This is a genomic window from Edaphobacter sp. 4G125 (genome assembly GCF_014274685.1).
GTDB lineage: Bacteria > Acidobacteriota > Terriglobia > Terriglobales > Acidobacteriaceae > Edaphobacter.
Genome location: NZ_CP060393.1, coordinates 269380 through 295544, shown reverse-complemented (window position 1 = coordinate 295544; position 26165 = coordinate 269380). Strand labels below are relative to the sequence as shown.

General features: G+C 56.5%; 27 protein-coding genes. 19 read left to right on the top strand and 8 right to left on the bottom strand.

Features of this window, described 5'->3' with window-relative positions; translation table 11 throughout:
- Window positions 1-3 precede the first annotated feature (3 nt).
- Window positions 4-2049, bottom strand: coding sequence for a threonine--tRNA ligase (gene thrS, locus H7846_RS01330; RefSeq protein ID WP_186694621.1), 2046 nt, complete (start codon window positions 2047-2049; stop codon window positions 4-6).
- A gap of 211 nt (window positions 2050-2260) precedes the next feature.
- On the opposite strand from thrS, the gene H7846_RS01325 reads away from it, so the two are divergent.
- Window positions 2261-3322, top strand: coding sequence for a linear amide C-N hydrolase (locus tag H7846_RS01325; RefSeq protein WP_186694619.1), 1062 nt, complete (start codon window positions 2261-2263; stop codon window positions 3320-3322).
- 73 nt (window positions 3323-3395) lie between these two features.
- Here H7846_RS01325 and H7846_RS01320 read toward each other — a convergent pair whose 3' ends face one another.
- A complete protein-coding gene (locus H7846_RS01320; protein ID WP_186694617.1) occupies window positions 3396-4031 on the bottom strand; it encodes a TetR/AcrR family transcriptional regulator in 636 nt (211 codons plus the stop codon).
- Window positions 4032-4072: 41 nt separating this feature from the next.
- Between H7846_RS01320 and H7846_RS01315 the strand changes: the two genes are divergently transcribed.
- Together H7846_RS01315 and H7846_RS01310 are read left to right on the top strand one after the other, a co-directional pair.
- On the top strand, window positions 4073-4948 hold the full coding sequence (locus H7846_RS01315; RefSeq protein ID WP_186694615.1) for an aldo/keto reductase family oxidoreductase: 876 nt from the start codon (window positions 4073-4075) through the stop codon (window positions 4946-4948).
- A gap of 283 nt (window positions 4949-5231) precedes the next feature.
- The gene (locus tag H7846_RS01310; RefSeq protein WP_186694613.1) at window positions 5232-5489 is read left to right on the top strand and encodes a hypothetical protein; all 258 of its coding nucleotides are present in this window, start codon (window positions 5232-5234) and stop codon (window positions 5487-5489) included.
- A 90-nt stretch (window positions 5490-5579) separates the two neighbouring features.
- Here H7846_RS01310 and H7846_RS01305 read toward each other — a convergent pair whose 3' ends face one another.
- Window positions 5580-6881 (bottom strand): MFS transporter, encoded by a 1302-nt coding sequence (locus H7846_RS01305; RefSeq protein ID WP_186694611.1) that lies wholly within the window; start codon window positions 6879-6881, stop codon window positions 5580-5582.
- 202 nt (window positions 6882-7083) lie between these two features.
- Window positions 7084-7815, bottom strand: coding sequence for a methyltransferase family protein (locus H7846_RS01300; RefSeq protein WP_186694609.1), 732 nt, complete (start codon window positions 7813-7815; stop codon window positions 7084-7086).
- Window positions 7816-7883: 68 nt separating this feature from the next.
- Here H7846_RS01300 and H7846_RS01295 point away from each other — a divergent pair, with 68 nt between their 5' ends.
- Window positions 7884-8771: a 2-dehydropantoate 2-reductase gene (locus H7846_RS01295; protein WP_186694607.1), complete on the top strand. Its 888-nt coding sequence runs from the start codon at window positions 7884-7886 to the stop codon at window positions 8769-8771.
- Between the two features lies 1 nt (window position 8772).
- Here H7846_RS01295 and H7846_RS01290 read toward each other — a convergent pair whose 3' ends face one another.
- Window positions 8773-9741 (bottom strand): nucleoside hydrolase, encoded by a 969-nt coding sequence (locus tag H7846_RS01290; protein ID WP_222597534.1) that lies wholly within the window; start codon window positions 9739-9741, stop codon window positions 8773-8775.
- Window positions 9742-9876: 135 nt separating this feature from the next.
- On the opposite strand from H7846_RS01290, the gene lpdA reads away from it, so the two are divergent.
- The 6 genes from lpdA to H7846_RS01260 all read left to right on the top strand — a co-directional run bounded on the left by lpdA (window position 9877) and on the right by H7846_RS01260 (window position 14391).
- Window positions 9877-11295 carry a dihydrolipoyl dehydrogenase gene (gene lpdA / locus H7846_RS01285; RefSeq protein ID WP_186694603.1) on the top strand — a complete coding sequence of 473 codons (1419 nt, stop codon included), beginning with the start codon at window positions 9877-9879 and terminating at the stop codon, window positions 11293-11295.
- Between the two features lie 489 nt (window positions 11296-11784).
- Window positions 11785-12198 (top strand): type II RES/Xre toxin-antitoxin system antitoxin, encoded by a 414-nt coding sequence (gene parS, locus H7846_RS01280; protein ID WP_186694602.1) that lies wholly within the window; start codon window positions 11785-11787, stop codon window positions 12196-12198.
- Window positions 12198-12680: an RES family NAD+ phosphorylase gene (locus H7846_RS01275; RefSeq protein WP_186694600.1), complete on the top strand. Its 483-nt coding sequence runs from the start codon at window positions 12198-12200 to the stop codon at window positions 12678-12680. Before parS ends, H7846_RS01275 begins: the two co-directional genes overlap by 1 nt.
- 7 nt (window positions 12681-12687) lie before the next feature.
- Window positions 12688-13440 (top strand): lipoyl(octanoyl) transferase LipB, encoded by a 753-nt coding sequence (lipB, locus tag H7846_RS01270; RefSeq protein WP_186694598.1) that lies wholly within the window; start codon window positions 12688-12690, stop codon window positions 13438-13440.
- An 88-nt stretch (window positions 13441-13528) separates the two neighbouring features.
- A complete protein-coding gene (locus H7846_RS01265; protein ID WP_186694596.1) occupies window positions 13529-14074 on the top strand; it encodes a hypothetical protein in 546 nt (181 codons plus the stop codon).
- Window positions 14071-14391: a hypothetical protein gene (locus tag H7846_RS01260; protein WP_186694595.1), complete on the top strand. Its 321-nt coding sequence runs from the start codon at window positions 14071-14073 to the stop codon at window positions 14389-14391. Before H7846_RS01265 ends, H7846_RS01260 begins: the two co-directional genes overlap by 4 nt.
- Before the next feature lie 38 nt (window positions 14392-14429).
- Here the strand turns inward: H7846_RS01260 and H7846_RS01255 are convergent, their stop codons facing one another.
- A complete protein-coding gene (locus H7846_RS01255; RefSeq protein WP_186694593.1) occupies window positions 14430-15374 on the bottom strand; it encodes an alpha/beta hydrolase in 945 nt (314 codons plus the stop codon).
- A 104-nt stretch (window positions 15375-15478) separates the two neighbouring features.
- Here H7846_RS01255 and H7846_RS01250 point away from each other — a divergent pair, with 104 nt between their 5' ends.
- A complete protein-coding gene (locus H7846_RS01250) occupies window positions 15479-15763 on the top strand; it encodes a hypothetical protein (protein WP_186694591.1) in 285 nt (94 codons plus the stop codon).
- A gap of 150 nt (window positions 15764-15913) precedes the next feature.
- Here H7846_RS01250 and mtgA read toward each other — a convergent pair whose 3' ends face one another.
- Both mtgA and H7846_RS01240 read right to left on the bottom strand, forming a co-directional pair.
- Entirely contained in the window at window positions 15914-16603 is a 690-nt protein-coding gene (gene mtgA, locus H7846_RS01245) for a monofunctional biosynthetic peptidoglycan transglycosylase (RefSeq protein WP_186694589.1), read from the bottom strand.
- A gap of 79 nt (window positions 16604-16682) precedes the next feature.
- Window positions 16683-17099 carry a VOC family protein gene (locus H7846_RS01240; protein WP_186694587.1) on the bottom strand — a complete coding sequence of 139 codons (417 nt, stop codon included), beginning with the start codon at window positions 17097-17099 and terminating at the stop codon, window positions 16683-16685.
- 347 nt (window positions 17100-17446) lie between these two features.
- Here H7846_RS01240 and sucB point away from each other — a divergent pair, with 347 nt between their 5' ends.
- The 8 genes from sucB to H7846_RS01200 all read left to right on the top strand — a co-directional run bounded on the left by sucB (window position 17447) and on the right by H7846_RS01200 (window position 26135).
- Window positions 17447-19084: a 2-oxoglutarate dehydrogenase, E2 component, dihydrolipoamide succinyltransferase gene (sucB, locus tag H7846_RS01235; RefSeq protein ID WP_186694585.1), complete on the top strand. Its 1638-nt coding sequence runs from the start codon at window positions 17447-17449 to the stop codon at window positions 19082-19084.
- Window positions 19085-19471: 387 nt separating this feature from the next.
- Window positions 19472-19708: a hypothetical protein gene (locus H7846_RS01230; protein WP_186694583.1), complete on the top strand. Its 237-nt coding sequence runs from the start codon at window positions 19472-19474 to the stop codon at window positions 19706-19708.
- Between the two features lie 224 nt (window positions 19709-19932).
- Window positions 19933-22122, top strand: coding sequence for a GH92 family glycosyl hydrolase (locus H7846_RS01225; protein WP_186694581.1), 2190 nt, complete (start codon window positions 19933-19935; stop codon window positions 22120-22122).
- A 272-nt stretch (window positions 22123-22394) separates the two neighbouring features.
- Complete coding sequence (locus H7846_RS01220) at window positions 22395-23135, top strand: YcbK family protein (RefSeq protein ID WP_255460765.1); 741 nt, start codon at window positions 22395-22397, stop codon at window positions 23133-23135.
- A gap of 137 nt (window positions 23136-23272) precedes the next feature.
- Window positions 23273-23707, top strand: a complete 435-nt coding sequence (locus H7846_RS01215) for a GntR family transcriptional regulator (RefSeq protein ID WP_186694579.1) — start codon at window positions 23273-23275, stop codon at window positions 23705-23707.
- The gene (locus H7846_RS01210) at window positions 23704-24654 is read left to right on the top strand and encodes an ABC transporter ATP-binding protein (protein WP_186694577.1); all 951 of its coding nucleotides are present in this window, start codon (window positions 23704-23706) and stop codon (window positions 24652-24654) included. Before H7846_RS01215 ends, H7846_RS01210 begins: the two co-directional genes overlap by 4 nt.
- Window positions 24641-25378 (top strand): ABC transporter permease, encoded by a 738-nt coding sequence (locus H7846_RS01205; protein ID WP_186694575.1) that lies wholly within the window; start codon window positions 24641-24643, stop codon window positions 25376-25378. The genes H7846_RS01210 and H7846_RS01205 overlap by 14 nt, the downstream gene beginning before the upstream one ends.
- A 10-nt stretch (window positions 25379-25388) precedes the next feature.
- Window positions 25389-26135 carry an ABC-2 transporter permease gene (locus tag H7846_RS01200; RefSeq protein ID WP_186694573.1) on the top strand — a complete coding sequence of 249 codons (747 nt, stop codon included), beginning with the start codon at window positions 25389-25391 and terminating at the stop codon, window positions 26133-26135.
- Window positions 26136-26165 lie beyond the last annotated feature (30 nt).

Here is a 26165-nt window from a genome sequence, read left to right as displayed (position 1 = left end):
AACTTACGACAGCGCTACGCCGCGGCTGGCCACTAGTGCGGTTGCCCGCTCGATGAAGCTTGTCAGAGCAACGGAGCCTTCGTCGCCTTTGCCTCGTGTCCGCACGCTAACTGCTTCGGCGGCAGCTTCCTTATCTCCCATGACAAGGACGAACGGCACCTTCTGTAGAGTGAACTCGCGGATTTTTGCGTTCATCTTCTCGTTCCGCTCATCCAACTCCACTCGTAACCCAGCGGCTTCGAGCTTCGCCTTTACGCTCTTTGCATATTCCAGGTGCTTTTCGCTGATCGGTACGATGCCAACCTGCACCGGAGCCAGCCATAGCGGAAATGCTCCAGCATAGTGTTCGATCAGCACGCCGAAGAACCGCTCCACCGAGCCGAACAGAGCGCGATGCACCATTACTGGTCGGTGCTTCTCGCCGTCTTCGCCGGTGTACTCCAGCTCGAAGCGCTGTGGCAGGTTGAAGTCGAACTGCACTGTGGAGAGTTGCCACAGCCGTCCCAGTACGTCGACTAGCTTGATGTCGATCTTCGGGCCGTAGAAGGCGGCTTCGCCCGGAATCACGCGATAGGGGATTCCTTTGGCATCCAGCACTTTTTCGAGCGAAGCCACGGCGCCGTCCCAGTGCTCTGCCTTGCCGACATAGTTTTTTGGATCTTTCGGGTCCCAGGTAGAGAGTTCGACCTTGAACTCCGCAAATCCGAAGGCCTTCAAGACTTCGTCAGCGAACTCCACGCATGCAGCAATCTCGCTCTCGACCTGTTCCGGAGTGCAGAAGATGTGCGCATCGTCCTGCGTAAAGCCGCGCACGCGCAAGAGTCCGTGCATGGTTCCAGAGCGCTCGTAGCGATAGACGTTGCCCAGCTCGGCATACCGCTGCGGCAGGTCGCGATAGCTCTTCGGAGAGTTCCTGTAGATCAGGATGTGGCCAGGGCAGTTCATCGGCTTCAGCCGATACTCGGCGTCATCAAGCTCCATTGGCGGATACATATTCTCCGCGTAGTAGCCATCATGGCCCGAGATCTTCCACAACTCCCGCTTCATAATATGTGGCGTAAATACCATTTCGTAACCGCGACGGATACATTCATCGCGCATCCAGTCTTCCATGGTCTTGCGGATTAGCCCGCCCTTTGGATGCCAGAAGATCAAGCCCGCGCCTGCGACCTCCTGAATCGAGAACAGATCAAGCTGCTTGCCCAAAACGCGGTGATCGCGCGCCTTGATCTCTTCCAGCCGCTTGAAGTGCGCCTCCATGTCCTTCGCGTTGAAGAAGGCTGTGCCATAGACGCGCTGCAACTGCTGATTCTTCTCATCCCCCAGCCAGTACGCCCCGGCGATGCTGGTCACCTTGAAGGCTTTTACACGGCCCGTCGAAGGCACGTGCGGCCCGCGGCAGAAGTCTGTGAAGTTGCCATTCTTGTACAGCGAGATTTCATCACCCGGCTTCGTGAACCTCTCGATGAAGTGCACCTTCATGAAGTCGCCGTGCTTCTTATAGTCGTCAAGCCCCTTCTCGCGAGACTCATGTTCGCGCACGAACTTTTCGTCGCGTGCGACCACCTCGGCCATGCGGGTTTCGATCGCTGCGAGGTCGGCCTCGCTGAACGGAGTCTCTCGGTAGACGTCATAGAAGAATCCCTGATCGGTTGCAGGCCCATGCCCCAACCTGGTTTCGGGGAAAAGCTCGAGGATTGCTGTCGCCATGACGTGGGCGGCGGAGTGCCGCACCACCTTGAGGGCAGCAGCGTCGGTTTCCTTCAACAGCTCCAGCGATACATCTTCGGTGAGCGGAGCGGATAGATCGACCAACCGCTCGCCGGCCTCGCCAGCGCCGCCATACATTGCGGCTTCGGAGTTCTCCTCCGTCTCGTCGGTCGTTTCCTCGTTATTCGCTGATTCCTGCGTCAGCGGCTTGACCCGTGCCACGACTACGGCCGCCGCAAGGCGTGGAGAGATGCTCATCGCAATGTCATATGGGGTTGTTCCGCGCGCAACCTCGCGCACCGACCCATCCGGAAGCTGTATCTTTATCTGCTCGCTCATAAAAACCTTGTCTCTCCAGCATATTTGCTTTGCTTCGGTTGCACCAATTTCTGCCTGAAGATCCTGGGTTCTGGTTCGCATCGTCTTGCGCAAATACCCACCCTTAACGGCTTCGTCGCGAAGATGGGACACGGGCAGCAGTATGATGGTGGCGCCCGAACCGCGAATTCACGTTCGCTTCAGAAAAATCAGAAATATACAGGAGAGATCGATGTTGAGAGATACAGGATTCTTCAGGGCTTCCGCGTTCGCTGCTGCATTGCTTGTTTCTGCCACCCAGTCCCTTGATGCGTGCAGCCGGGCAGTTTTCCTTGGAGAAAATGGGGCGGTTATTACCGGCCGCACGATGGACTGGAAGGTCGATGTTGGGACCAACCTCTACATTCTGCCTCGCGGCATTCATCATGTGGGTAAGGCCAATCCACGTTCCCTCGAATGGACCTCCAAATATGGCAGTGTCGTCGCGACCGGATATGAGGCGGCAACTACGGATGGAATGAATGAAAAGGGCCTTGTTGCCAATGCTTTGTGGCTGGTCGAATCGAAATATCCCGACATTCACTCCAGCAGCAAACCTGTTCTTCCGCTCTCCATCTGGGCCCAGTATGTCCTGGACAACTTCGCGACCGTGCAGGAGGCCGTCTCCACGCTTGAAAAAGAACCTTTTCTTGTTTGGACTACGAGCATTCCTGGCGAAGAAAGACTGGCCACGCTCCACTTCTCCATCTCTGACGCTACTGGAGACAGCGCCATTGTGGAGTACATCGAGGGGCGGCAGGTGATCCACCACAATCGCAGCTACCAGGTAATGACCAACTCCCCCATCTTTGAAGAGCAACTTGCTCTACAGCAATACTGGAAACAGATCGGGGGCACAACCTTTCTTCCCGGTACGAATCGAGCCGCCGACCGCTTCGCACGTGCCTCCTTCTACATCAATGCCATTCCGAAGGACGACAATCCCGACATCGAGGTCGCCAGCGTCTTCAGCGTCATGCGCAATGTCTCCGTGCCCTATGGCATCACCACTCCCGGCGAGCCCAACATCTCCTCCACGCGATGGCGCACCGTCGCTGACCAGAAACGCCTGATTTATTGCTTCGAATCTGCGCTCACACCCAACACTTTCTGGGTCAACTTCAAAGACGTCGATTTCTCCACCAGTACCGGGGTCAGAAAGCTCGATTTAGGAAAAGACCAGAGCAACACGTTTTCGGGCAACGTGGCGAAGGAGTTCAAAGCAGCGCTGCCTTTTACTTTTCTGGGATACTGATGCGTGTTCGCGGTGCGCGCGAATGTTCCATAGATGCCTATAGCTGTATAGGGCGCCGGTGGAAAATGGAAGATCAGGCGGGGCTGGTTACCGCCTGTAGATAGGCACGTACCATCGTTTTTAATCCCTGCTGCATCGCCTCGAGTTCGCCGTCTTGCAGTCGGGCCTCCAGCATTCGCCGGCTTACTCCTGCCAGGGTAGCCAGTACAATCGACGCGACTACCTGTGGGCTCTCGATCAGTTTCTGCGGTGCGGACTCCAGCAGCGCGGCGACCGCGGAGACATTGTGCACTGCGTTCTGGCGGGCGATGGCGGCGCCACCTATATCGTCGCTAATGAAGTAGAGTGCCCTGCTGGTCTCCACATGACGCAGCTTCGCCTTCATAAAGTCATCGACCAATCCAGTAGCCATCTGATCGAGTGTCGCGCCCTTCCACTCTTCGCAAGCCGCCCGAAGCGCCTCGGCGATTCCCTCAAGATGATCGCGTAGCACCGCCTGCAACAAAGCGCTCTTATTTGGAAAATACTGATAGAGCGTTCCCACGGAGACGCCAGCGCGATCTGCGATCCTTCTGGTTGTAAGACGCTCCTTACCCTCTTTGAGCAAAACCTGAACAGCGGCTTCGCGAATGGCCTGCACACTTGCACTCGAACGCGCCTGCACAGGCGATTTACGAGGCTCCAGTGGAGGTTTCAGTGGCTTTCGCAAATGCGAACTCCTGGAGCGGACCGCGCTTCATCTAAACACGTATGAGCGATCTGAAGAGCCATCCTGGCGGGACCTTTACGTTTCCCCATACCTCTATCACTGTAAACCGTATGGGTTACGGCGCTATGCAGCTGGCTGGACCCCATGTTTTCGGTCCGCCGCGCGACTACAACGAAGCAGTGGACGTGTTGCGCGAGGCTGTGGCAAGTAACGTCAACCACATCGATACCAGCGATTTCTACGGGCCGCATGTCACCAACCAGATCATCAAGGAAGCCCTGCATCCGTATCAGGAGGACCTCACCATCGTTACCAAAGTCGGCGCACGCCGTGGCGACGATGGCTCCTGGATTCTCGACACTTCCCGGCAATGCCTGATCGACAGTGTCCATGACAATCTGCGTAATCTTGGCCTAGAACGGCTTGATATTGTGAACCTGCGCGTAGGTGGAGTAAGCCAGCCGACAGAAGCTTCCATCGGCGAACCCTTCACTGTACTTGCTGAGTTGCAACGACAAGGCCTCATTCAGCATCTCGGGCTTTCGAACATCACACGAACACAGCTTGAAGAGGTACAGAAGATTGCTCCTGTCGTCTGCGTTCAGAACTTCTACAACCTGGCGAATCGTACTGACGATGCCTTTATCGATCTTCTCGCAGCACAAGGGATTGCGTATGTGCCTTTCTTCCCGCTTGGAGGATTTACGCCGCTGCAATCGTCTACGCTTGAGTCCACCGCATCTGCACTCTCTGCAACGTCCATGCAGGTGGCACTGGCCTGGTTGCTTCAGCGTTCGCCGAATATCCTGCTGATTCCAGGCACATCATCTCATACGCATCTGCGCGAAAATATCGCTGCCGCTGGATTGAAACTGCCTTCTGAAGCTATCGAGGACCTGAACACAATCGCTGGATAATCAGTGTGTTGCCGGACGCGACTCTCAGAAATGGATGGGAGATATTCTGTCTCGTCTTGCATCCACTGCATTTCTTAATATTCTGTTCACCCGGCAGCGTTATTTCTTAGTGCAGAGATTGTTTTGCTTCGTCTGCGCCAACTCCTCCCCGGTTCCACGCATCCATCCATAGATATCTATCCGTACTGCGGATAGACGGACATGACAAATACGCACGACCGCTCCAGAGACAAAACCTCGAGTCCATCCTGAGACGCGATCATCTCTTATAAAGGAAATCTCCATGCAGGTCTTATGCAAACCCACGGATGCTACTCCGGACGTTCACTGTCCCATGTGTGGGCAGGGCTTCCTTCTCTACTGGGAACGCTCTTCACGCGATCAGCAGGATGACACCCTCCCCAACATCCTGCAGGCGCTGCGCGAACACCACAGCTATCCGGGACTTTCTCCTCATCCTGGTGCGCCGTTCAATATCCCCAACTGGACCGGGCTTCCGCAGTTCTCAGCCGCGGCCCTGCTTGGAGGAGCTGCGCTCTAACTTCGACAGCAATCTCAATTAAAGCGCCCACTCCTGCGGAAAGCATGGGTGGGCGCTTAGTTTTAACGGCGCTATATGAAGTTATGTACCTCAAGCCCCCTTCGTATCCAAGGGGCGTTCTGGATGGACCGTCAACCAGCAGAGGGCGCTGATGACGGCTAGGGCGCCGGCCACGCCAAACGATACATTCCATCCAAACCGTAGGGCGATCCAGGGAGTCAAGGATGCGGTAATCGCTGCACCCACCTGCCCTCCCATATTAACCACGCTGGAGAATACGCCCGAGTTGTGTCCCGCAATATCAGCGGAGACCGACCAGAACGAGCTTTGCGAGATATAGAGAGCGCCCGCGCCAATCGCAAGAATAATTGCGGCGGTCTGCGGATGCGCGGCCTGAGATCCGGCTACAAGACATATTGCGGTGAGTGCCAGCGCCGCAGCCGCTACGGCACACCGTCCGACGCGTAACCCAAAGCGATGAGTCAGCCGATCACTCAAAACTCCACCACCGAGGCTGCAAATTGTCATCGAAAGGAACGGCAGCATGGTGAAAAGTGCGCTCTCTCTTAAATCAAGGCCACGTACCTGCGCCATGTAGAGAAAGAACCAGCTGAAGAAAATCCACGCGATATAGCCAAAGCTGAAGTAGCCCATCATCAGGGCCGCCAAATCGCGCCGATGAAAGATTGCGCTCCAGGAGATCTTTTCAGGAACAGAACCCTCTTCTGTTGCCACTATAGGGTTTGCAGGCAGCCCGTTGTGGATCTCTCGCAGCTCCGCGGGAGAGATCCAGGGGTGTTCGTCCGGAGTATCCCGGGACACATACCACCAGACGAGTCCTACCGCGAGGCCAAGGATCGCGCTGAACCAGAAGACAGCTCGCCATCCATGATGGGTAATCATCCAGGTCAGCAGAGGCGGTGTAAGACCGCTTCCTGCACCGACTCCGGCAAAGATCAGTCCATTGATAAAGCCACGCTCTTCCGTCGGAATCCAGCGGGCGACGAACTGATTTGCCGCGGGATAGACCACCGATTCTCCAGCGCCGAGGCCAAAGCGGATTGCAATCAAGAGGGAGACAGCGTGGGGAATCCCCGACGGCAGGATCGCCGTCAGCGCAGTGGCCACCGCCCACCAGATCACCCCGACGGTCAGGACCTTACGCGGGCCAAAACGCGCCGCCAGCCATCCTGCCGGTAGCTGAAAGATGGCGTATCCGATCAGAAAGGCACTGAAGATCCAGCCAAGCCGCTGATTTCCAAGACCATATTCTGTGCTGATGTGCAGGCCCGCGATGGAGATATTGGTGCGATCCAGAAAGGCAACGCCACTCAGAATGAAGAGCCAGAAGGCAAGAAACAGACGGACCCGTGTCGAACGTTCGGCGAGCATATAACCCCTGAACACCCATTGGACCGTTGTTCGGAAGTCCTGAGCGCTGGCGTGAATTTTTGATTATGCAATCAAAGGCAAACGCCAAATTCTAGCGATTGTGCAGATTAAGAGGCAACGGACATCTGTCTCAGATCGACATAGTTATTCAGGTCGTTGAGTGGCTGAACCATTTATGTCTAAATAAGCAGCGTGTGATCGCTTACTCTGCGGCAACCCGCATTTTGGGAAGAAACGCCCTTGTCACCAGTGAAACTCCCAGCGAGACGATGACTCCCTGAAGAATCAGCATGGAGTTATACCGCCACCCCAGCGCGGCGAAGGAGACGAACACGCCCCACATATAGATCTCACTTAGAAAGGCCATTCCCCAGGACGCCTGCACCCCTGATCCTGGTATTTTCGGTTGCAGGGCAGGCAGTAGTCGCGGGACCCGTGAGCAATACTGGCGATAGGGTTCCCCTAGTTTTTCCGTGAGGAAAACCTCTTCCGCCAGGATCAGTCGCAACTGAAACACGCCGATTAGCACGATGGCGAAGACCGCACCGCTCGGAGGCATCAGTAACGCCAGAGCCAATGTGTGGAGAAACATCCCGTCATACAAGGGATTGCGGACCCTGCGATAGGGTCCATCGGCAACGACCTGCTCCCCGTGCATTGCGGTATGGTGAACCACGGATGCGTCCATATAAGCCGCACCCCACGTCCGCAGCAACGCGGCGAGCAGGGCAAGAACAATGCCCACGGCCAGGACCGCAATCGTTGCGTTGCTGAAGCTCAGCCATTTGCTCCTTGCCGGCCACGAAGCCATCAGTTGCCATGTCCGGATGGAATCCAGATGCAGCCAGCGGTCCCACGGAGCCGTAAAGCCGAGCACATAGATGACGAGGTGAATCCAGTAACGAAGACGAAACTCCCAGGCGGTTGCTTTCATAGCGTTCTCTTCGAGACTACATGGAGATTCGTCACCGATGGGATGGTTTGAGATTCTAAAATCGCTGCATGGCACGAATTGCAATCGTTGGAGTAGGGGCGATCGGCGGTGTTGTTGCTTCGTTGCTACAGACAGCTGGCCGCCATGAACTTGTGTTGTGCGTGCGGCGGCCTCTTGAGCAGCTTGTGGTACAGACTCCGGAGCAGGAGATACACATCAAGGCGACCATTCTTACGCACCCTGAAGAGGCGAGTTCTGTGGATTGGGTGATGGTTGCCACGAAGGCCTACGATGTTGAAACAACGGCACGCTGGTTCGATGCACTTTGCGCCAAAGGCGCTCCAGTTGCTGTGTTGCAGAACGGAGTTGAGCATCGTGAGCGGTTCGCTCCTTATCAGGCCAAAGAAAAGATCGTGCCGGTGATCGTGGACTGTCCTGCGGAACGGCGCTCTTCACAGGAAGGTGTAAATCACATCGTTCAACGTGGTCCTATGAGCCTGCGCGTTCCCGAGGGCAATCTTGGGCGTGAGTTTGTAGATCTCTTTGCCGGGACTGCTGCCGATGCTGCAGCAGTGGAAGACTGGACGACAGTGGCCTGGAAGAAACTCTGCCACAATGCTGTCGGCGCTCTTCCTGCCCTGTTATTGAAGCCAGCAGGGGTTCTTCGCGAAGAGGCGATTGGGGCGGTTGCTCTCGATATGGTGCGGGAGTGCATTGCGGTTGGCCGGGCTGAAGGCGCAGCTTTTGCAGATTCCTTCGCGAAAGAGGTGCTGTCCGCATGCCGTAGAGCCGCTCCGGATTCGATCAATTCGCTCCATGCCGATAGGATTGCTGGCCGCCCGATGGAGATCGACGCCCGCAACGGAGCCATCGTGCGAAAGGGACACGCACACGGCATTCCTACTCCAACGAATGCAATGGCTGTGGCTCTGCTCGAGGCACTGACTGCGAAGTAGATTACTTCGCGGCGATACAGGTTTCTGTTCCGACGAGTCGCTGATTCAGTAATCGCGGCATCAACAGCGAAAAGAAGGCATCTTCCTTGGGCTCGAGGCAGGCATTTGCATTGGGACTGCCTGGGGTCGTACGCATCATGCCCTTGTCATCTACTTCGAGATGCAGTGGAGTCATGGGGCAGGTTTTGGCGTCGATGGCATAGGCTGCGGCTACGGCGTCAAAGAGAGTGGGTGAGTCCTGGTGCGTGGAACGGCTCCATTCTGCAATAAGTACCTGCAGTGCGTCGGTCATGGGAGTGCTGATGGAAGCTAGCTCAGATCGTTTTGCTGCATCGAATTTAATCTGCGTAGAATCCAGTGGAAGCATAAAGATCGGCACACCGGAGCGGAGCAGCTTCTGAGCCGATACTGGATCGCGTGCGATGTTGTACTCGGGCTCGGGTGCTGTTCCTACAGGTCCATATCCACGGTGGATCGAGCCGCCCATCAGGACGACGCGCTGCAACTTACGGAAGGCCGCGGGATCGCGGTCGATCGCGGCGCCGATATTGGTAAGAGGGCCAATCGCAAGAAGAGTGATCTCGCCCGGATGTGCCTTGATCTGTTCCAGCAGGAAGGTTACGGCGTCCGCGTGCGGGTGTTCTATTCCTGCCTTCGCCCAGGCAGCCTGAGAAAAGGTGGTAGCGGATTTGGTTGAAATTCCGGAATTTACGATGATTTCTTTGCGTCCGGTCTCGCAGACCATGCGATCGAGCATGCGAGCGCGTAAGGTCGTATCTCCCCAGGCCGAGGATATCCCCAGGATCTGCAACTCCGGGCTCGAAAGCGCGAGATCGATGGCAAAGGCATCGTCGATGTCGTCTCCCACATCGGTATCAACGATGATCTTGGTGGCAGGTCTGGTTTGCGCAAAAGTTACCTGTGCTGAAAATGCGAGGGTTAGCAAAAGAGTCAGCGCGGAGAATCGCATGTCGGTAACACTATATCGATACATAGTTCAGGAAGGTCCGTTTATCGACCCAATCCATCCTTTTAGGACTTTCTGCCGAGGCACTTGACAGCTTCTGTACTCTAGAATGTTTGGGGTAACGAGAAGGAGAGAGCTTTGGCAGATACGATCTTTGATGTAGTGGTCCTTGGTGGAGGACCTGCGGGATATACCTGTGGGATCCGCGCAGCGCAGTATGGGTTGAAGGTTGCGCTGGTCGACGCAAACGACAGACTCGGTGGAACTTGCCTGCTCTGGGGATGCATCCCGACCAAGGCGATGCTCTTCTCTGCCGAGCTGTGGGACCATCTGAAGCATGCTGACCGCTACGGCATCGACGTCGCAGCACCCAAGCTGAACTGGAAGAATGTTATCGCCCGCAAGGACGACGTGATCTCGCGCCACACCAAGGGACTCGACTTCCTGATGAAGAAGAACAAGATCACCACCTTCAAGGGTTTCGGTAAGCTGACTGGGCCGGCGAAGGAAGGTGTCCACACGATCGACGTCAAACTCAGCGACGGCAAAGCGGAGACGATTAAGGCGAAGAAGGTCGTGCTTGCCACCGGATCGGATGCACGCGTGCTGCCCGGCTATAAGCCCGACGACACGATCCTGACCAACTACGAGATCCTGAAGATCGAGAAGATGCCGAAGTCGCTGATCGTTATCGGCTCGGGTGCTGTGGGGGTTGAGTTTGCCAGTGTCTTCAACAGCTTCGGGGCCGAGGTGACGATCCTCGAGGTGCTGCCACGCGTGGTGCCTGTGGAAGACGAGGAAATCTCGAAGGAACTGTTGCGCCAGTTCAAGAAGCGCAATATCGATGTGAATCTCTCGATCAAAGACACGAAGATCGAAAAGAACAAACAGGGTGCGTTGGTCACCTGGACCGACTCCAGCGGCAAGCAGCAGTCCAAGCAGGCGGAGAAGGTGCTGATGGCCGTGGGCCGTGCACCGCGCACCGAAGGCATTGGCCTGGAGAAGACCTCAATCAAGCCCGAGCGCGGCTTCGTGATGACGAACGAGTGGATGGAGACGACCGAGCCTGGCGTTTACGCTGTCGGCGACATTGTGGGCGGCATGCCGCAATTAGCGCACGTCGGCGCGATGGCCGGACTCGTCGTCGCCGCGCGTATCGCTGGTAAATATGCCAAGCCCATTAACCGCGCCCGCATTCCGGGTTGCACCTATTGCGAGCCGCAGATCGGCAGCGTGGGCCTCACCGAAGCCCAGGCTAAAGAGAAGGGCTATAACGTGAAGGTCGGCAAGTTCCCGTTCGTCGGCAACTCGAAGGCGACGATCCTCGATGCGCACGACGGCTTCGTGAAGGTGGTCAGCGATGCGAAGTACGGCGAGATTCTCGGCGTGCACATCATCGGCCCCGCCGCCACGGAGATCATCGCCGAAGCCGTCACCGCCCTCCAGCTCGAAGCAACAGTCGAGGAGATGATGTTCACCATCCACGCCCACCCGACAGTGGCCGAGGCGCTGCTGGATGCGTTCTCGAGCGTTGAGGGTAAAGCGATCAACGTGTAGCAGAACATCCTATATTCAAAGGGAGAGCCTATTGAGGCTCTCCCTTTTGCTTCAAGATCATCACCATGTCACGAACGAATCGTCATCAATCGCGACTCAAAGATTTTCGCGATATATATCGTTATCAGCAGCGCAGCGATTATTTTCCTGGTGGTTTGCACACTGAACGGTATGAGCTATCAGTGGATTATTCTTTGGATAGCGACGGCCTTTATTTTTGTGTCAATCATTGTGGCTAGCAGGACTAAATGGTCATATTCGTTCTGGCTATTTCTAGTGGTGGCACTTACGCTTCATCTTCTGTGTCTACCAACAATTGCTACTTACCTAAGCCGAAAACCTCACGGAGTAGGTCAGCTCTTTGCTGTTGGCTGCTTTGTGGAGTACGTATCTCTTTTGATTGCAAGAAACTTGATACTGCCTAAGAAAAGGCAAAAGGATCTGCAACATGAAGGCATTTTGCCGAAATATTAATGGCATAATGTCTATATGGCTATTGCCACAAAATCCCGTACTTCCGCAAGGCTATCCGCTCGCTTGCATCTCAACCTTGAGAGCGTCGAGGCGGGAGTCCCTGTGGACACAATGACCAGCTTTGTCTCCGCCTCCGGTGTGGAGTTGAAGGACATCTACGATGTTGTCATTCCGGCGCGTACGCTGAAGCACCGCCGTGCACGCCGCGAGTCGCTCTCGGCGGATGAGTCCGATAAGCTCGCGAGGCTGGTGCGTGTCTTCGATCATGCAGTTTCGGTCTTCGGCGATGCAGAACATGCACGCGAATGGTTGGGTAAGCCAAAGAAGCGCTTCGACCAGCGCACGCCAATGCAGATGCTGCGCACCGATCTCGGCGGCCGCATGGTGGAAGAGATGCTCGGACAGATCGAATACGGCATGTTCGCCTGATGGCTGCGGCTGAACCAAAGCTCGAACTCTGGCGCATCAGCAACTTCCGCTCGCTCTCAGGCGAGGGAGGCCTGCTGTACTCGGCGCGTTGGCACACGGCGGGGAAACCGATTGTTTATCTTGCCGCATCACCTGCCGGAGCGATGATTGAAGTTCTCGTTCATCTTGAGCTGACCGAAGATGAGCTTCCGTTTGCATACACATTGTTGCGAGTGGAGACCCCGGCCAGTGTTGCCGTCGACGAACTAGTCTCCGGTAAACGCGACGACTGGAAGACCGATCTCAACATAAGCCGCAGCCTTGGCGATGCCTGGCTGAAAGCAGGCAAGACTGCGCTGGCCCGCGTTCCCTCGGCCATTCTGCCCAACACCTTTAACTATCTGCTGAACCCCTTGCATCGCGACGCGAAACACATACGCATTGTCGATTCGAGCAGAGCAAACTTCGATCCGCGGCTGCTGCGGCATCTGCGAGGCGGATAATAAAAGCGTGAGCGAAGGTTACATCCATCTCCTTCAACTGGGCCGTGTGCTCTATGCAGAAGGTCTTGCTATCCAGAAGCGTGTGATCGATGCGCGCAAGCAGGGGTTGATCGGCGACACATTGTTATTGCTGGAGCATCCGCCTGTGCTGACACTGGGCCGCAACTCGCATCGCGAGAATGTGCTTGCGAGCGACGATCTTCTTGCTACTCGCGGTGTCGAGTTGCACGAGATCAATCGTGGTGGCGATGTGACGTATCACGGCCCCGGACAGCTCGTCGGCTATCCGATCTTCGATCTGCGTGGCGAATGGCCCGGCAAGAAAGGCCCACATCTGGGCCCGGTCGACTTTATGCGCATGCTGGAGGAGGCCATCATCCGCGTCTGCTATGACTTTGGTGTACCGGCGCAACGCATCGCCAAACGCACCGGCGTGTGGACGATTGCCAGCGGAAGCATGCAGGAGAAGAAACTGTGCGCCATGGGGATTCACGTCTCGCAGGGCGTTACCTCGCACGGCTTCGCGCTCAATGTGACGACCGACTTGCGCGACTTCGACCTGATCGTTCCCTGCGGGATTACGGATCGCACCGTCACCTCGCTCGAACTCGAAGCACAGCCTACGGACGATCCTGCTCGCCAGCCGACGATGCAGAATGCGATCCACTCCACAGCGCGCAACTTCGGTCGCATCTTTGAACGCCAGATCGTCGCCAGCAACTCACTGGATGAATTGATGTCTACGGTTGTTCAGTCGTAGTTTGGTCCCAGTCTTCTTAAACTCACAAACATTTTGCATCGACCTGATATCCTCGCCTATCGTCTACATTGCTTTGGAGGAATTCTGAATGACGCATCACGCACTTTGGACAGAGCTTCACGGCTTGTTCTTCGGTGCTTTCTTTCTGCTGGCCTCTTACGCTTTGCTCCTTGAGAGCCTTCGCTACTATCGACATCTCCCTTTGCCGGAGAGGCTTCCCTTGTGGGAGCGGGCTTATCTCGTCGGTGCAGCGCTCTTCGGATGGGCTGCCGTCATCTCGGGAACCTTCGTCGTGTACCCCTGGTATCGCTCTCCTCTGACGGCAGGCGACAACATCCACATGCACCCTCGAGCATTTCTCCTCGCCCATGCTTCCACAGCGCCGCTTCATTCCCTTGGCATGGAGTGGAAGGAGCATATTGCCCTGATTGCGCCGTTGGCCTTCACGGCGGCAGCTTTTCTTTTTATCCGATGCCGCGCGGCGTTGCGCGAGTATCCGGTGTTGCGTCTGGGAGTCCTGAGTTTTGCAGCGACCGCACTCTTTGCGACCGGGGTTGCCGGGCTGACGGGAGCCTTGCTGAATAAATCTGCTCCCATAATCGATGCAGTGAGTTCTTCGATGGAGGTGCGATGAGCCAGGATCGTTCGAATTCCATCTCCGCCTGCTCCATGCTAGTCGCGTCTTCCGTCGGATGCTTCGCCTTCGGTCTGTTCTATCTTCTCGGAAATAGCAGTCCTGCGATCAATCGTTTCCTCAGCGTTTACCCGCCATCGGGCGCGCTCAGCGGAGTGCTTCTCTTCGGCACACTCATCTTTTTCTTGTCATGGATCGGACTTGCGGTGTTTTGGGGCAAACGTCCGCCATCCTGTTCTTTTGCTGTAAAGATAGCCCTGGCGTTATTAACGGGAAGCCTGCTTCTAACCTTTCCACCATTAATTCGGCTTTTGTAGATCGATATCTCAAAAATCCCAGATTGTCGGACAGCAGCTCATCCATGTGGAAGAAACTCGTAATACGAACCTGAGGCACTCTGTTTAAGATTCAGACCAATTCTTCTGGCCGCGGGTTCATCGCTGGAAAGCATCGAGTGGATATCGGACAAAAGCGCATAGTCCGAGCTGAAATACGAATGTCCCAGAAAGTCTGTGTCGATCGCCGATGCATCGACCGTATCCAGTCCCTCAAGCACAAGTAACGGCTCCCCTGCGCGGACGTAACCGTGGATCTTCTTCGAGGCCAGAAGAGCCTTATCGTTTCGTGATTCGTAGAGAGTGATATTGGCCGATCGCTTACACAGCAGCCGCGAAAGCTCTGCAAACGTCGCAGCGTCGATATCCGGTGCTGCCAACACAAGATGGTTGAGCTGCATGTCGTTACTAGGGTCGGAACTAAGCAGCCTCAGTGCTTCGCAAACCACTCGGTTGCCCATGCTGTGGGCAATCACGTGGACGCGCTCCGCACTGCTTCGTTGCGCCAACAGAGAAAGAAAAGTTTGAAAGTGCGGAATGGACCAGGCCGCATTCGTCTCATCCTTCAGGTAGTCCGCGACCTTGCCGTTGGAGGGCCAACTGTAGAAGATCGGCGCTCCAACAAACTTCAGATCGTAGGCGAACTGCCCGGTTCTTCGCGCAGCGTCCTCAAACGTTACGTTGTAGCCATGAACGAAGACGAAGGCATCCTTCTTTTTGGAGCTAAGAATGGACTGTCTCACCTCTTCGAAGAACAGATCTTCTTCAAGTGTCGTAGTTTTTGCCAGGACGATGTGTTTGTTGGGATCGGGCCGAAACTCGAACTTCAACCAGGAAGGCGATTCGAAATTTCCCAGGAGATGAACGGCAGGGATCGATACCTGACATTCGCCATACTCCAGCCTTCCCTCGGGTGACCGGCCCCAGTTGTATGCGGCATTGTCCGTTGAACCCTCAACGCGCAATCTGTCCGTCGCATAGAAGACCCGGACCAGCGTGGCAGCGTCTTTTCGGACTGTTCCTGATCGCGTGAGGTCACCCTCCCTCGATTCATGTCCGACGTAGCCCGATGACTCTGGAGAGGAAGTCGTATTCGCTGGCGCACTCGCAGCAGGGAAATGCGGTAAAGCAGGAGCCGGCGGCGGAGGTACAGGTTTTGTCGACTGTGGCGGCGACGGAGCACTCGCAGATGGATGTGGAGCGTTCTCAAAAATGGGTGGCGGCAGCGGAGTGCTCGAAGGTCTGGGGGGCGGTGGAGAGGCAGTCGTACCCATGGACGAATGGGTGCTTGTTGTTGCCGGAGGTGGCGGAGCTTCATCACGTTTCGGCATCTCTCGCTTCAACCGACCCCTGAAGAAGCGTCTGAACATGAAAAAGATGATCACAACTACGATGAGTCCTGCTAGGAGTCTCATAGATTCACCTGAGGCACAGGAAAGTAGAGAAGATTTCGCAGATCATTATGCTCCCGTTGGCACGGCAAACGAAGTTATCCTACAAGCTCCTACCAACCCATCTGAGCCATACGCTGCAGGATGATCCCGCTGTAGCTATTCATCCTCTCCGGGCGTCGTCGTAGCGGGGCAGGCAGAATCGCAGCCAGCCGCGCCGCCTGCTGCCGGTTCACACGCCTGGCTGGAACGCGGTAGTAGTATTGGCAGGCCGCATCCGCGCCATACACTCCTGGTCCCCACTCCACCACATTCAGATAGAGCTCCAGAATCCGCCGCTTGCCGAGCATAAGCTCTGCCACTGGAACCAGCGAGGCCTCGGCTCCCTTACGCAATATTGACCTGCCCGTACCGAAGAACAGGTTCTTCACTAACTGTTGCGTCAACGTAGAGGCACCGCGAACGCGCTCGCCTTCCCTGTCCTCTTCCGCAGCGATCTTGATTTCGTGCCAATCGAAGCCATGGTGCTGATAAAAGCGTCCGTCCTCGGCTGCGATTACTGCATGCTGTATGTCGGGGGCAATCTGCGTAAGCGGAACGAAGTGATAGCGCAGCTCATACGGCCTGGAGCTGAACCATGACTGGACCCTCCGTTGCACGTGTACTGCGGTCGTCGGAGGATCGATCCAGCGCAGTCCCACGAGAGTGAAGGCGGCGAGCAGCCACATCGCTGCGAGCGCAAGGCTAAGCGCTTGCGCTGCCGAGAGTGCTGAACGCCATCCCTGCCACCTTATGTACTTCATCTGAATGAACTGTAAACCGATCGTATCTTTAGGGCAGCTCTTGGCGCTTCATCTAACCATAGTTTTGAAATCCTGGGCGCTACTGGATCGGGCGCTCGTGGGCGATCATCCAGTTGGTTCCGAACCGATCACGCAGCATGCCGAAACGGAAAGCGAAGAAGGTCTCCGCGATGGGCATAAAGATCTGGCCACCGTCTGCAAGCAGAGCGTAAACGCGCTCGGCTTCTGCCGTGCTTCCGAAACTGAGCGAGAGATAGGCGCTGCGCATGGGTTGGTAGTTTGCTTCGGGTGGAACGTCGGAGGCCAGCAACTCGGTCTCACCGAGGGTCATACGGGCATGCACCACATCATTGGCACGGTCAGCCGGAACATTTTGGACTCCGGGAACCTGAGCGTGGGTCATGATCATAGTGATCTTTCCGCCGAGATGTTGTTCATAAAAACGGAAGGCTTCCCGGCAGTTACCGCCGAAGTTGAGGTAGGTGAGCAATTTCATAATTTAGAGCCTCCTTTGTAAGAGCGTGTTGGACCGCCTGCTATCTCTATGTCGAATGGGAAGACAAGGGATCGACATTGTCGGAGATTATTTCCGATATACACAAATGGGCGATTGATCTTATAGAGATGAACTCTGCACGCCCGCTCTACTCGCTGTTAACCTCGGTGTAATGTTCTTCTAGGTCATCTGTCCGCTTGTTGGACACTTCGTCCGCTAACCGCACCGACTCCAAGCCAGTCCTGTTGAAATCGCCGTATAATCCCATTCGTATGCTCGGTTAATCAGCCGGGCCAGGACGGAGTGTCGTTTAAACCCCCGCCCGCAACTGCTTCAGGGAGAAATGCATGCCGACAGATGTAGTTATGCCGCAGATGGGCGAGTCCATCACCGAAGGCACCATCACCAAGTGGCTCAAGAAGCCGGGCGACAGTGTCCAGCGCGATGAGCCGCTATTTGAGATCTCGACCGACAAGGTCGACGCCGAGATTCCCTCGCCTGCCGCCGGAACCCTGAAGGAGATCAAGATCACCGAAGGTACCACGGTGCAAATCAACACAGTCGTTGCCGTTATCGACGCTGACGGCGCTGCGGCTGGACCGGTTGAGACGGCCGGTTCCGCAAAGAACGATTCCGTTACTCCCGCCGCTGAGGCTGCTCCGGCGACGACACTCGCCAATCCAGCGGAAGCGGATTCTGCCGCAGCAGGCACTATTCTTGAGGCGGGTGGCGGCACCGAAGTGCTGATGCCGCAGATGGGCGAGTCCATCACCGAGGGCACCATCACCAAGTGGTTGAAGAAGGTTGGCGATTCGGTTCAGCGCGACGAGCCGATCTTTGAAATCAGCACCGACAAGGTTGATGCTGAGATTCCTTCGCCCGCTGCTGGAACGCTGACGGAGATCAAGGTTGCTGAGGGCACCACGGTTGGCATCAATACGGTTGTCGCCGTCATTGGTGGCGGTGCTGCAAAGGCGGCTGCCGCCCCGGCGAAGGCTGCACCTGCTGCCGCTGCCGCGCCTGCGGCAACACCTGTACCGGCTGCTCCTATCGCGGCTGCTTCGGCTGGCGAGCGTGGACGTTCTTCGCCGCTGGTTCGCAAGATCGCCCAGGAGAACAACGTCGATCTCTCGCAGGTTGCCGGAACCGGCTCCGCGGGCCGCATTACCAAGGAAGACATCCTCGGCCATATCGAAGGCAAGCCCGCCGCAGCCCCCGCAGTGGCAGCGCCTGCTGCCAAGCCCGCTGCTGCTCCTGCAGCGGCAGCTTCAGCGCCGCAGCCCGGCGACCTGGTGCCGATGACGAAGATGCGCGCCATCATTGCGCAGCGCATGGTCGAATCCAAGCGCACCTCGCCGCACGTACACACGGTTTTCAAGGTCGATATGACCCGCATCGTGAAGCTACGCGAGAAGGAGAAGAACAAGTACGAGCAGCGTAACGGCGTAAAGCTGACCTACATGCCGTTTATTACCCGCGCTGCTATCGTCGCATTGCGCAAGCATCCGGTGGTCAACGCCGCTGTGCAGGGTGATGCGATTCTTTACAACAAGAACATCAACATCGGCATCGCCGTCGCGCTGGATTGGGGCCTGATCGTTCCGGTCATCAAGCAGTGCGAGGAGAGAAATTTCCTCGGCATCACGCGTGCCATCATCGATGTGGCCGACCGTGCGCGCGGTAAGAAGCTCGCCCCGGATGAAATCTCCGGCGGCACCTTCACGCTGACCAACTCGGGCATCTTCGGCGAGCAGTTCGGCACGCCGATCATCAACCAGCCGCAGGTCGCTATTCTCGGAATCGGCGGACTCAATAAGGAGCCGATGGTGCTGACGGACAAGGACGGCAACGACTCGATCGCCATCCGGAACATCCAGCGCTTCACACTGGGCTTCGACCACCGCATCGTCGACGGAGCTGACGCCGGCAAGTTCATGACCGATTTCAAAAACTACCTCGAGAACTGGTCAGAAGACATCGGCTGAACTTCGCGTTCGGCGGGACGCGCGCTTCGCGCGCCTTCGGTGCAAAATTAGGCGGCGGCTCCTTCATGGAGTCGTCGCTTTTTGTTTTCATTAAGGTGTCTCCCTCAAAGAAATGTCTTCACAGCAAAGTAGCTGACGGCCATGATCGCGAGTAGCAGTCCTAAGCGCATTGCACTCAAACGTGGTGGAATGAGTGCAAATACGATCAGGACTGCAAATTTGGAGAGTGGGGAGAGTTGTGATGCGCTAACCTCTAGCGATGGGACTCGACGCCGTAGAGATCGTCTTGCGTGCAGAAGAACTATTCGCCATAACTATCGAAGATGATGAAGCCGCGGCTGTCCGAACCGTGGGGAACTTCTATAACTTATCTGCTCGAAGGTAAATGTGACTCCGCTTCGGGTCCCCGTTACCTCGGCAGAGCTTCCTGTGATCACGCAAAAAGAAAAGACATTCTTGTTCCTCTACAAGCACACGCCATTGCCAGCACCGCCCGAAGTCCTCCCCTGGTCACCCCAAAGCGTATGGGACGCTGTGGTGGCCGTTTTTGTTGATCAGCTAGCCTTAAAACCGGAAGAGATTCTCTACGGCGCCCGCATCGCGCAAGACCTCGGAGTGGACTGAGGCTACTGCTGGCCCCTCTATTCAGCCTTCGGGAGCGAAGCAAAAATGCAGGTCCTTCGACTACGCGCTTTCAGCGCTTCGCTCAGGATGACAGATGACAATTGGAGGAGCTGCAAGCTCGGGATGACAAAGTGTTGAGTGTGATGCAGCCGCTTCCAGACGATATGATGATCTGGTTCAAACAATGAGGGTTTCACGTGGCTTTACAGATTGCTATCAGGCGGATGCGGTCTCAAAAGGGTGTAGTTAAGGTTTTCTGTTTCCTCGTTCTTCTCGCGGCAACACAAATGCGCGCGCAGGTGGAGTATGTCGATCCGACGATCGGCAATGTCGGCATTCTGCTGGTGCCTACGCGACCCACGGTCTATCTGCCGAATAGCATGATCAGGATGTACCCTCTGCGCGCCGACGCGCTTGACGACCGCATCCACGGGTTTCCGCTCACCATCAGCTCGCACCGCATCAGCGAGCTGTTCAGCATCATGCCGGGCGACGGCGCTCCGGCGGCCTACGACCAGGAGACAACGACGCCGTATTACTACTCCTCGCGGCTGCGCGCGTCGGGGGACGTCACGGAGTTCACCGCAACCGAGCGTGCGGGCTATTTCCGCTTCACCTTCCCCGGCAGCGCCAGCCTGGTGCTCGCGAACCGGATTGCGGGAACGCTCTCTTTGCATAACGGCAACATCGTTGAAGGCGAGGAGCAGTTCGATGGCATGAAGGCCTACGTCTACGGCGAGTTCAGCGCGCCGGTGACTGCTACCTCGACCAGCGCGAATGGCAAACAGCGGCTCGTACTCTCGGGCAAGGCACGCACGCTTGAGTTCCGTTATGGCATCTCGTTCATCAGCGTGGAGCAGGCGAAGAAGAACCTTCAGCACGAGATTCCTTCAGCCGGTTTCGACGCCATCAAAGCGGCGGCCAAGGCAAAGTGGAACCAGACGCTCGGCCGCATCACCGTCGAAGGCGGAACGGAGGCGCAGAAGCGTGTCTTCTACACGGCGCTCTATCGCAGCTCCGAGCGCATGATCAACATCACCGAGGATGGTCGATACTACAGTAACTTCGACCACAAGGTGCACACCGATCCGCGCCCCTTCTACGTCGATAACTGGCTATGGGACACCTTCCGCGCTCTCGAGCCTTTGCAGACCATCCTCAATCCGCAGATGGAGGCGGACAAGCTGCAATCGTATGTCCGTATGTATCAGCAGAGCGGCATCATGCCGACCTTTACCATTCTTACGGGACCTTACGCCTGCATGAACGGCAATCACTCGGCGCCGTGGTTTGCCGATGCCTGGTTCAAGGGCGTCCGCGACTTCGACCTGCCGGTGGCGTATGAAGGCATCCGCAAGCGCTCGCTCGATGTGACCATGCTGCCGTGGCGGCTGGGGCCGCGCACCTCGCTCGATGAGTTCTACTCGCAGCACGGCTACATGCCTGCGTTGCGTCCGGGGGAGAAGGAGACCGTTGCAGAGGTGCATCCGTTTGAGAAGCGCCAGCCGGTGCCGGTTACGTTGGGCAACAGCTTCGACGACTGGTCGATTGCGCAGCTCGCGCGCGAGCTGAAGAAACCCGACGACGAGGCACTCTTTATGAAGCGTGCCGCCAATTACAAGAACCTCTTCCGCGTGGATAAGGCCCTGATGTGGCCGAAGGACGACGCCGGCAACTGGATTGAGCCGATGGACCCGAAGTTCGACGGCGGCATGGGCGGGCGCGACTACTACGACGAGAACAACGGCTACACCTACACGTGGGACGTCGCGCACGACTACGCCGGACTCTTCGCCATGATGGGAGGCAGGGAGAAGGCGGAGGCGAACCTCGACCAGCTCTTCCGCGAGCCGCTGGGGCGCTCGAAGTACGAGTTCCAGGCGAAGTTTCCCGACTCCACCTCGATGGTGGGGCAGTTCTCGATGGGCAACGAGCCCAGCTTCGCGATCCCGTACATCTACGACCGGCTGGGCGCGCCGTGGAAGTCGCAGGAGCGTGTCCGGATGCTGCTGGAGTCGTTCTTTCCCGATACGCTTCAAGGGATTCCCGGCGACGAAGACGGTGGAGGCATGAGCGCCTTCGTCGTCTTCTCGATGATGGGCTTTTATCCCGTCACGCCGACGGTGCCTACCTACGATATCGTCAGCCCGGTCTTCGAGAAGGTAACGATTCACCTGCGCAACGGCAAAGATTTCGTGATCTCCGCGCCGCACGCCTCCCGACAGAACAAGTATGTGCAGAAGATCGTGCTCAACGGCAGGCCGCTCGACCGCGTCTGGTTCCGGCACTCCGACCTCGTACAAGGGGGAAGACTGGAGTTGACCATGGGCGACACGCCGAACAGGCAGCTGGGCTCGAAGCCTGAGAGCTTCCCGCCGGACTCTATCACGATCCATCCGGAGGCGTATCAATAGCAGGACGGTGAGTTAGCAGGCAACGGGACAATCCGCCATTGTGTCATTCCGACCGAAGGCTGCCCCGTTGCCACAGAAGAAAAGTCCGCTTTCGGCCCAATACCAGACCCCGTCCCTAATGTGGAACCACGGTGGAAAATTACGCTTTTGTTGTAGATCCCCACTTCCGGATTCTTTCGTACAATCGTAGGATGCAAATGCAGATTGCGAACCTGCATTTGCATCCCCCAATCTGCATATGCAGTATCGATACCTACAGGAGTGTTTCCGGTTTGCCTTTTTCGTTGTCTGATTTTGTACGGTCGTTTGTCTGCTCGCGCAGACTCGCCGCGTTTCTTGCCGTAGTGCTCGTGGGCGTTGTCCCGGCATCGGCAGCGAGTTCTCGCAAGCCATCGGCCCGCAGGCACCCTCGGCTGCACACGCTCGCACACGCTTTCGTTAATGTCACGATGCCTGCTGTCGGTTTCCTGCCCGACGACGAAGACGAGCTTACCCCCGACGGTCAGCCCTACGAGTTGAAGCTGGTGCGCACCTACACCGGCGAGGTCCTCGATGTGGTCTATCGCATCGGCGATACTTACATTCCCGAAGCTCTCGACAAGCTGAATCAGTTTCTCCGGGATAGTCATAACGAGGAGGTGAGCGAGTACGATCCGCGCACCTTCGATGTGCTGCATACGATGCTGGCGAAGGTCGGCAAAGTCGGTAGCCCAGTCAATATCCTTTCCGCCTATCGTACGCAGGAGACCAATGACGCTTTGCGTGAGAGCGGTACCACGAATGCTGCTCTGCACTCGCAACACATCGAGGCCAAGGCGATCGACCTTCGTGTTCCCGGAGTCCCGGCTGCGCGGTTGCGCGATGCCGCCCTGTCGCTCGACGCCGGTGGCGTGGGATATTACCCGAAGGCACAGTTTATCCATGTGGATGTCGGGCCGGTTCGTCAATGGACGTACTCGCCGCGTGCCAAACGTTCCCATCACGCACGTTCGCATCGCACCAAACGGCGCTAGAGAACCAGTTCTTCCTAGTCTTAACGATCTAATTCCCTGGCTCAGGCCAGGGAATTTCCTTTGTGCCGAAGCCTATAGATGTTCTGGGTCGGCTATATAAGGCGAGGGTACACATTTTTGCGGATAGAAGAATTTGAATGATTGACTTAATGTACCAGTACTGTGGTACAGTTTGCGGCATGATCTTTCGACTTAATCCCGCTTCAGGTCATCCACTCTATTTACAGCTTATGGAACAGGTGCGCCACGCTGTTGAGACGGGCGTTCTGCAAGAGGGTGATTTGATGCCTAGTATTCGCACTCTTGCCGAAGAGCTTGTCATTAGCCACAACACCGTCGCCAAGGCATATATCGAGTTGCAACACGAAGGCTTGCTGGAGCTGCGCCATGGCTCAGGTGCCTTTATCACGGCTCCGCGCAACGGTAAGCGGGCGGCCAAGCTGCTTAAAGCGCAAACCCGCGTCAGCGACGTCGTCGAAGAACTGCTTGATGACGGGTTCTCCGCTGATGAGATTCGCCGCCTCTTCGAAGCACGGCTCATCCATACGGCTGCTATTGCGAGGAAATCATGATTCCTGAGCGTGTCATCCATACCACTGACCTCACCAAAGACTACGGAAACTTCCGCGCAGTCGACCACCTCAACTGTCGCGTTCGTGCCGAACGCATCACCGGTTTCCTTGGCCGGAACGGCGCTGGCAAGAGCTCCACCATCAAGATGCTTCTTGGCATGATCCGACCTACCTCTGGCGTCGGTACTGTCCTGGGTTACCGCATCGACGATCCCAGGCAGAGTATCGAGATCCGTCGTCGCATCGCCTACGTCGGTGAAGACAAGGGTCTCTACGGTTACATGACTGTCGCCGAGCTGATTCGTTTCACCCGCTCCTTCTATCGCGATTGGCGGCCAGAGGTCGAGCGTCGTCTGCTCGCTGAATACCGCCTTCCGCCTGGCCGCAAGGTCAAGGCCCTCTCCAAAGGTATGCGGACGAAGCTTGCGCTCCTGCTTGCACTCTCGCGTCGTCCGGAGTTGCTGATTCTCGACGAGCCCACCGAGGGTCTTGACCCCGTATCAATTGAAGAGCTATTGCAGACGCTCGTCAGTGCACCGGCCAACGGAACTACGGTTTTCTTTTCTTCGCATCAGCTCTCAGAGGTAGAGCGCATCGCTGACGACATCCTGATGATCGACCACGGTGTTGCGGTACTCGATATGTCGCTCGAGCAGATTCGCGAGAACTACCGCCGCGTCTCCCTCGGCTTCTCTACCGTAGCGCCGCGACTTGAGCCCATTCTCGGCGTCGAGAAGATACGCAGCGATGGCCGTCAGATCACTATCCTCGCCAGCAGCAACGCCGATGCTATCTCTCAGATGGGACGTGATCGCGGAGCAGTCGATATCCATATCTCTCCCGTCAATCTTCGCGAGATTTTTCTGGAGACGGTGCATGAACGAAATCGCCAGGATCAGCAGCGTGGCCTGGAACAGCAAGGGGAGCGCGAAGATGCTCTGGTATAAATCTTTTCGCGAGCTTCGCACGATCACTCTTGTCGGCATGGCTGCTATGACTGTTGCGTGTGTGCTGATCGTCCTCAATCAGCACACTATGCGTACCCATGCCGACGCGCCCATGACTTACATCGCTTATGTCTGGAAGTCGGTCTACAGCAGCATCGGCCGCGATATCTTCCTCATTCTCTCCATCATCCTTGGTTCCGGAGGTCTGTTGCAGGAGCGCAATCACGGTACTGCCGGTTTCACGCTAGCGCTTCCTGTCAGTCGACGGAGTATCGTGATCACCCGTGCCGTTATTGGTTATTGTGGTGTGCTGGCCATCGCGGCTGTACCCATCTTCGCTGTGCCCCTCACATCGCGCTATGTTGGCGAGTTCTATCCGGCTGCGCAGACGGCGGGCTTCTTCGCTCTCTGGGCTGCTTGCGGTGCAATCTTTTACGGCTTTACTTTTCTGCTTGCCCATCGCATCGAGGGCGACTATATCGCAGTGTTGCTCGCGATTCCATCGCTCATGCTCTATGGTGTGTTGCTCAATCTTCCCTGGTTCGCGCGCCTGCGCATGCTCGACATCTTCGACATTATCAACGGTGAGGATATGCCCTTTTTCAACGAAACCCAGCATCTGCTCGTCGCTCCGTTGCCCTGGTTCGCATTAGCCATCATGCTTGCTGTCAGCGCGGTTTTTATTGTTCTTGCTATACGGCGTATTCAGCCGCTCGACTTCTAGGAGAGCACATATGCTCTGGTATAAAGCCTGGCGTGAAAGTAGTTTGCGGTTCCTGCTCAGCGCCGCCATCATCACCCTGATGTGTCTGGTCTACACACTCTTTCAAAGCCGCCTCTACCCCGCCATCGCGAATGCAACGTCGCACGTTCACAATTACACACAGTACATCCATTGGACCATCTTCGGCGGAGCCACGCGTGGCATCCTGCAACTCAGCTGCCTTCTTCTGGGGCTGGGTGGATTACAGCGCGACCGTAAGCAAAATACGCTTGGCTTCACGCTCGCGCTTCCAGTCAGCCGCTCCAGCCTCATCGCCTCGCGAGCTGTACTCGGCGTATTGCAGGTGTTTGTGCTTGCTCTCATTCCGTCGCTCGTTGTTACCGCGGCATCGCAGGGAATTGGCCAACAGCTCCCGCTGGGCTACTCCCTGCGCTTCATCCCACTATGGGCTGCAGGAGGCATCTTCACCTACGCCATCTCGTTTCTCGCGTCAGTGCTCTTTCCCAGTGAGTACGTCTCGCTCGCCGTCGCGTATATCACGTACGTCTTTTACCTCGCGGCGGTTCGCTATCCCGGTCTCAGACGCTTCCCCCTGCATGTAGCCGACTTTATGAGTGGGCTCTTCCCTCGTTACCTCGACCGAGCGACGATGCTTTGGACGAACACCTATGCCCTCCTCCCTATCGCCGGTTTTCTAGCCGCTGCCTTCGGGCTTGTGATCATAAGCATGTGGATCACGGTAAAGCAGGATTTGTAACGGGCGGAGAAGGCATATATGCACTAAGCA

What these genes read in the sequence shown, in the direction of transcription:
- H7846_RS01210 (WP_186694577.1), top strand. Translation starts at nt 23,704, where the DNA reads ATGATTCCTGAGCGTGTCATCCATACCACTGACCTCACCAAAGACTAC.
- sucB (WP_186694585.1), top strand. Translation starts at nt 17,447, where the DNA reads ATGCCGACAGATGTAGTTATGCCGCAGATGGGCGAGTCCATCACCGAA.
- H7846_RS01310 (WP_186694613.1), top strand. Translation starts at nt 5,232, where the DNA reads ATGCAGGTCTTATGCAAACCCACGGATGCTACTCCGGACGTTCACTGT.
- H7846_RS01250 (WP_186694591.1), top strand. Translation starts at nt 15,479, where the DNA reads ATGACTCTGGAGAGGAAGTCGTATTCGCTGGCGCACTCGCAGCAGGGA.
- H7846_RS01260 (WP_186694595.1), top strand. Translation starts at nt 14,071, where the DNA reads ATGAGCCAGGATCGTTCGAATTCCATCTCCGCCTGCTCCATGCTAGTC.
- H7846_RS01275 (WP_186694600.1), top strand. Translation starts at nt 12,198, where the DNA reads ATGGCTGCGGCTGAACCAAAGCTCGAACTCTGGCGCATCAGCAACTTC.
- H7846_RS01300 (WP_186694609.1), bottom strand. Translation starts at nt 7,815, where the DNA reads ATGAAAGCAACCGCCTGGGAGTTTCGTCTTCGTTACTGGATTCACCTC.
- H7846_RS01265 (WP_186694596.1), top strand. Translation starts at nt 13,529, where the DNA reads ATGACGCATCACGCACTTTGGACAGAGCTTCACGGCTTGTTCTTCGGT.
- H7846_RS01225 (WP_186694581.1), top strand. Translation starts at nt 19,933, where the DNA reads ATGCGGTCTCAAAAGGGTGTAGTTAAGGTTTTCTGTTTCCTCGTTCTT.
- H7846_RS01205 (WP_186694575.1), top strand. Translation starts at nt 24,641, where the DNA reads ATGCTCTGGTATAAATCTTTTCGCGAGCTTCGCACGATCACTCTTGTC.
- mtgA (WP_186694589.1), bottom strand. Translation starts at nt 16,603, where the DNA reads ATGAAGTACATAAGGTGGCAGGGATGGCGTTCAGCACTCTCGGCAGCG.
- thrS (WP_186694621.1), bottom strand. Translation starts at nt 2,049, where the DNA reads ATGAGCGAGCAGATAAAGATACAGCTTCCGGATGGGTCGGTGCGCGAG.
- H7846_RS01315 (WP_186694615.1), top strand. Translation starts at nt 4,073, where the DNA reads ATGAGCGATCTGAAGAGCCATCCTGGCGGGACCTTTACGTTTCCCCAT.
- H7846_RS01290 (WP_222597534.1), bottom strand. Translation starts at nt 9,741, where the DNA reads ATGCGATTCTCCGCGCTGACTCTTTTGCTAACCCTCGCATTTTCAGCA.
- H7846_RS01325 (WP_186694619.1), top strand. Translation starts at nt 2,261, where the DNA reads ATGTTGAGAGATACAGGATTCTTCAGGGCTTCCGCGTTCGCTGCTGCA.
- H7846_RS01240 (WP_186694587.1), bottom strand. Translation starts at nt 17,099, where the DNA reads ATGAAATTGCTCACCTACCTCAACTTCGGCGGTAACTGCCGGGAAGCC.
- H7846_RS01295 (WP_186694607.1), top strand. Translation starts at nt 7,884, where the DNA reads ATGGCACGAATTGCAATCGTTGGAGTAGGGGCGATCGGCGGTGTTGTT.
- H7846_RS01215 (WP_186694579.1), top strand. Translation starts at nt 23,273, where the DNA reads ATGATTGACTTAATGTACCAGTACTGTGGTACAGTTTGCGGCATGATC.
- H7846_RS01200 (WP_186694573.1), top strand. Translation starts at nt 25,389, where the DNA reads ATGCTCTGGTATAAAGCCTGGCGTGAAAGTAGTTTGCGGTTCCTGCTC.
- parS (WP_186694602.1), top strand. Translation starts at nt 11,785, where the DNA reads ATGGCTATTGCCACAAAATCCCGTACTTCCGCAAGGCTATCCGCTCGC.
- H7846_RS01305 (WP_186694611.1), bottom strand. Translation starts at nt 6,881, where the DNA reads ATGCTCGCCGAACGTTCGACACGGGTCCGTCTGTTTCTTGCCTTCTGG.